This window comes from Rhabdaerophilum sp. (genome assembly GCF_046092605.1).
GTDB lineage: Bacteria > Pseudomonadota > Alphaproteobacteria > Rhizobiales > Beijerinckiaceae > Rhabdaerophilum.
In genome coordinates, this window is sequence record NZ_JBJTDY010000074.1 from 1 (window position 1) to 3,884 (window position 3,884).

The window sequence follows — 3,884 nt, forward strand, 5'->3', positions numbered from 1 at the left end:
CGGCAGCGCGACAACCGAGCGAGTGATGGAAACGATCTTCCCGCCCGAAAGCCCGCCGCTTGCGGCGTGGCGTCAAACACACGAATCGTAAGGCGGCAGCGCGACAACCGAGAGAGTGATGGAAACGATCTTCCCGCCTTACGAGCCCGAGCCGACGCCGCCGCAGCGGCGGTTCCGGCCCGTGCCGATCCGGATGCTGATTCCCAACCTCGTGACGCTTCTGGCGCTCGCGGCCGGTCTGACGGCGGTGAAGTTCGCGCTGGAAGGCCGGTTCGACATGGCCTCGATCTCCATCATGGTCGCCGCAGTGCTGGATGGGCTCGACGGGAGAATCGCCCGCGCCCTCGGCGGAACCTCACGCTTTGGCGCGGAGCTTGATTCGCTCGCGGATTTCGTGAGCTTTGGCTGCGCGCCCGCGCTCGTGCTCTACATGTGGGTGATGAAGGATGTGAAGACCGCGGGCTGGATCGCCGGGCTGGTTCTCGCCTTCGCGCAGGCCCTGCGCCTCGCGCGCTTCAACGTGATGATCGACAGCCCCGCGAAGCCGGAATGGCAGAAGGCGTTTGCGGTGGGCGTGCCCGCGCCTTCCGGCGCGATGATGGCGCTTCTGCCGCTCAACCTGCATCTTGCCGGGGTGCCGAGCTTTGCGGGCGAATCGATCTTCGTGATGATCTGGACTGTTCTCACCGGCATCCTCGCGGTGAGCTGGCTGCCGACCTTTTCCGGCAAGGGGCTGAAGACGCCGATTTCGCGCCAATGGGCGATTCCCCTGCTTCTTCTGGCGGGAATCGTGATTCTGCTGCTGGTGAGCCACCCTTTCGAGACGGTTTCCGCGCTCACGCTGGCCTATGTCGCCTGTCTTCCGGTTTCCGCGCGCGCCTACCTGCGGCGCAAGCGGCAGGATGAGGCGCCTCACCTCGCCAATCCCGGCTGAAATCGGCCGCAAGGGGGGCGGCCGGAAGGCCATTTGGCCCCCAGCGGGCGGGGCGTCCTTATCCTGCTCCCGGCCGCGCGAAGGCGGCAAATCTGCTAACAATTTCTTAAGGACTCACGCCTTTCGGGCCGATTGCCGGCCCGTGCCCCATGCCGGGCGTGGCGTTTGTGCAACATCGGTTTGAAAAGCCTTCCGCCGGGGCCTCTGACGGTGATTGCGCGGTTGAATGCAGGAGAAGGGTGAGTAAGGTGCGGCGTGCGACGGGAGGTTCTTGTCGCTGTCGCTTTTCATTGCCGGGGGGCCGGAAACGAAAAGCGTCGAATAGGGACACCAGGGTGAAGGCGGGCAACCGGCGACTTTCTGGAACTCCCGTGGTCTCGAAACTCTTTGGAGGTACACCATGAAGCTCGTGAAGAGCCTTCTCCTCGGTTCGGCAGCTGGCCTCGTTGCCGTTGCCGGCGCCTCGGCCGCCGATCTCGGCGTGAAGAAGCCGACGGCTGTTGAATATGTGAAGACCTGCCCGCAATACGGCGCCGGCTTCTTCGTTGTTCCGGGCACCACGTCGTGCCTGAAGCTGATCGGCCGCATCCGCGTTGAGGCTATCCAGAACATCCCGCTCGCCCGCACGTCGGATTCCAACTCGTTCCGTGTTCGCGGCTATGTCGGCTATGATCATCGCACGGCCACCGAATATGGCCTGCTACGCACCTATCTCCGCGGCTACCTGCAGCGTCAAAATGAAGTCGGTGGCGCTATTGGTGGCGTGAACGCGACCGCGGCCAACGCGGTTCTCGAATATGCCTTCATCCAGTTCGGCGGCCTCACCGTCGGCCGCATCACCCCGGTCTTCGAGCATGGCTATTCGAACCTCTTCAACGGTTCGGGCAGCTTCGGTGGCCATTCCGATATCTCCTACGTGAACTCGTTTGGCTACACCTTCCAGTTCGGCGGCGGCTTCTCGGGCACTATCGCCGTGGATTCGGCTCGCGAGCGTCAGGTTGCGATCCGCCTCGGCACCTATGCCGGTCAGACGATGCCGGACATCGTCGGCTCGCTTGATTATGCTGGCTCGTGGGGTGCCGTGAAGCTCGCCGGTGCGATCCACCAGATCCGCGCCCAGAGCACTGCCGGTGACATTGCGAGCTCCAAGTATGGCTTCGCGATCGGCCTCAACACCAAGATCAATCTCCCGATGATCTCGGCGGGTTCCAACATCTGGGGTAACGTCACCTATTCGGATGGCGCGACCTCGTATAGCGGCTTCGGCTCTTCTGCGAATATCGGCCGTCGTACCTACAACTTCGACGATGCCGGCTTCGCTGGTTCGTCGCTCCGCACGACGAAGGCCTGGGCCCTGCATGGTGGTCTGGAGATCTTCGCGGCTCCGACCATCCGCCTCGGCGTCTACGGTTCGTATGCCAACATCGACCCGACGGGCGCGGCGAACACCATCACGACCGGCTCCGTCTGGGGTCAGGCCGCGTGGCTTCCGACCTCGGGCTTCCTGATCGGTGCGGAAGTCGGCTATGTCTATGCTCGCGGTGGCGCGTCTGCCAACTCTGTTCCGACCGGCGGCGCCCCTGGCACCGTTTCCCGCTCGCAGAACCAGTGGGTTGGCCGCGTTCGCTTCCAGCGCGACTTCTAATCTCTGAAAAGAGGTTTGGAATTGGACCCGGGGTGAAAGCCCCGGGTTTTTTGTGCCTTGTCACCTGTGCGGTGGGCCGTTGTCCCGTTCCGCCGGCGTTCAGGCTGGTTGACGAAATCCTGAACCATGCCAGTTTCGCAAGCAGGCCACCTTTGGCGTGGCGCAGCGGCGCGTCTGTCGAGAGGTAAACGGGATGTCATCGCCCATCCGTTGGTTTTTCGGTCTGGTCCCGGTCTTCGTGCTGCTGATCGCAGCCGGATCGATGCGCCAATCCGGCATGGAGGCGGATCTGCGCGAGGGTGGCCGGAATGCGCTGAAGGCCGCGAAACTCGAATGGGCGAGTGTCACGCTGTCGGGCCGCGATGCGGTTCTCCGGGGCGAGGCCCCGGCGCCTGAGGCGCTTCCCGCTGCCATCGCCGCCGCCGGGCAAGTGGTGGGCATCCGCCTCGTCAACAACGCGATGACGCTGCTCCCGGAACAGAAGCCCTTCACGACCATGATTACGAGGGAAGTCGACCGCGTCGTGCTGGCCGGGATCATTCCGCCGGCGCCGTTTCGCGACATGCTGATGGAGGCGGCCCGCAAGGCGTTTCCCGGCCTTCCGATCGACGATCAACTCAAGGCTGCCCGTGGCGCATCCGCTTACTACATCAATCACCTGGAATTCGGGCTGAGGCAGCTGTCCCGGCTCGCGCAGGGCCAATTGAATCTCGCCGGCCAGACGCTCTCGCTCACGGGGCGCGCGGCCAATGGCGAGATTTCCGATGCCGTGCGTGCTGAGCTTCAGGCCCTTCCGGCGGGATTGGTGCTCGGCCGCGGGCTTGGCCGCGGCGACATCACCTCGCCGGCGATCCGCCCCTATCTTTTCAATGCCGTCCGCGGCGAGCGTAACCTCACGCTCTCCGGTTTCGTGCCGGATGCGAGGGCTCGGGAGAATATTCTCGACCTTGCCAGGCGCTATTTCGAAGGCGACCAGGTGGTCGAGACCCTGCAGATCGGCTTGGGTGCGCCTGAGGGTTTTCTCGCCGCCGTGCAGGGGGGGCTGCAGGATCTCTCCCGCCTGATGCCCGGTGCCTCGCTGATCATGTCCGACCAGACGATTGCCTTGCGCGGGCTCGCGCCGCTCGAACCCGCGCGCGATCAGGTTCTCGCGGGGGTCCGTGGCCGCGTGCCCGCGAGCTTCGGCGTCACGCTCGACATCAACACGGCATCTCCGCCGCCGCTGATCCGGGTGGTCGGCGAGTGCAATTTCCTGTTCCGGGATTTGCTTTCCCGCGCGCGAATCCAGTTCGACACCGGCTCCTC

At 64.4% G+C, this 3,884-nt stretch carries 3 protein-coding genes; all 3 read left to right on the forward strand.

Annotated features, from left to right (window positions below):
* The first annotated feature begins 118 nt into the window (after positions 1-118).
* The gene (locus ACKODO_RS06220; protein WP_408982582.1) at positions 119-934 is read left to right on the forward strand and encodes a CDP-alcohol phosphatidyltransferase family protein; all 816 of its coding nucleotides are present in this window, start codon (positions 119-121) and stop codon (positions 932-934) included.
* A 400-nt stretch (positions 935-1,334) separates the two neighbouring features.
* Complete coding sequence (locus ACKODO_RS06225) at positions 1,335-2,579, forward strand: porin (protein ID WP_408982583.1); 1,245 nt, start codon at positions 1,335-1,337, stop codon at positions 2,577-2,579.
* Positions 2,580-2,772: 193 nt separating this feature from the next.
* On the forward strand, positions 2,773-3,884 hold a 1,112-nt coding region (locus ACKODO_RS06230; protein WP_408982584.1), incomplete at its 3' end, for a BON domain-containing protein.

Bases quoted from the DNA above. Each gene is read 5' to 3' on its own strand.
- ACKODO_RS06220 (WP_408982582.1), top strand. From the start codon at position 119: ATGGAAACGATCTTCCCGCCTTACGAGCCCGAGCCGACGCCGCCGCAG.
- ACKODO_RS06225 (WP_408982583.1), top strand. From the start codon at position 1,335: ATGAAGCTCGTGAAGAGCCTTCTCCTCGGTTCGGCAGCTGGCCTCGTT.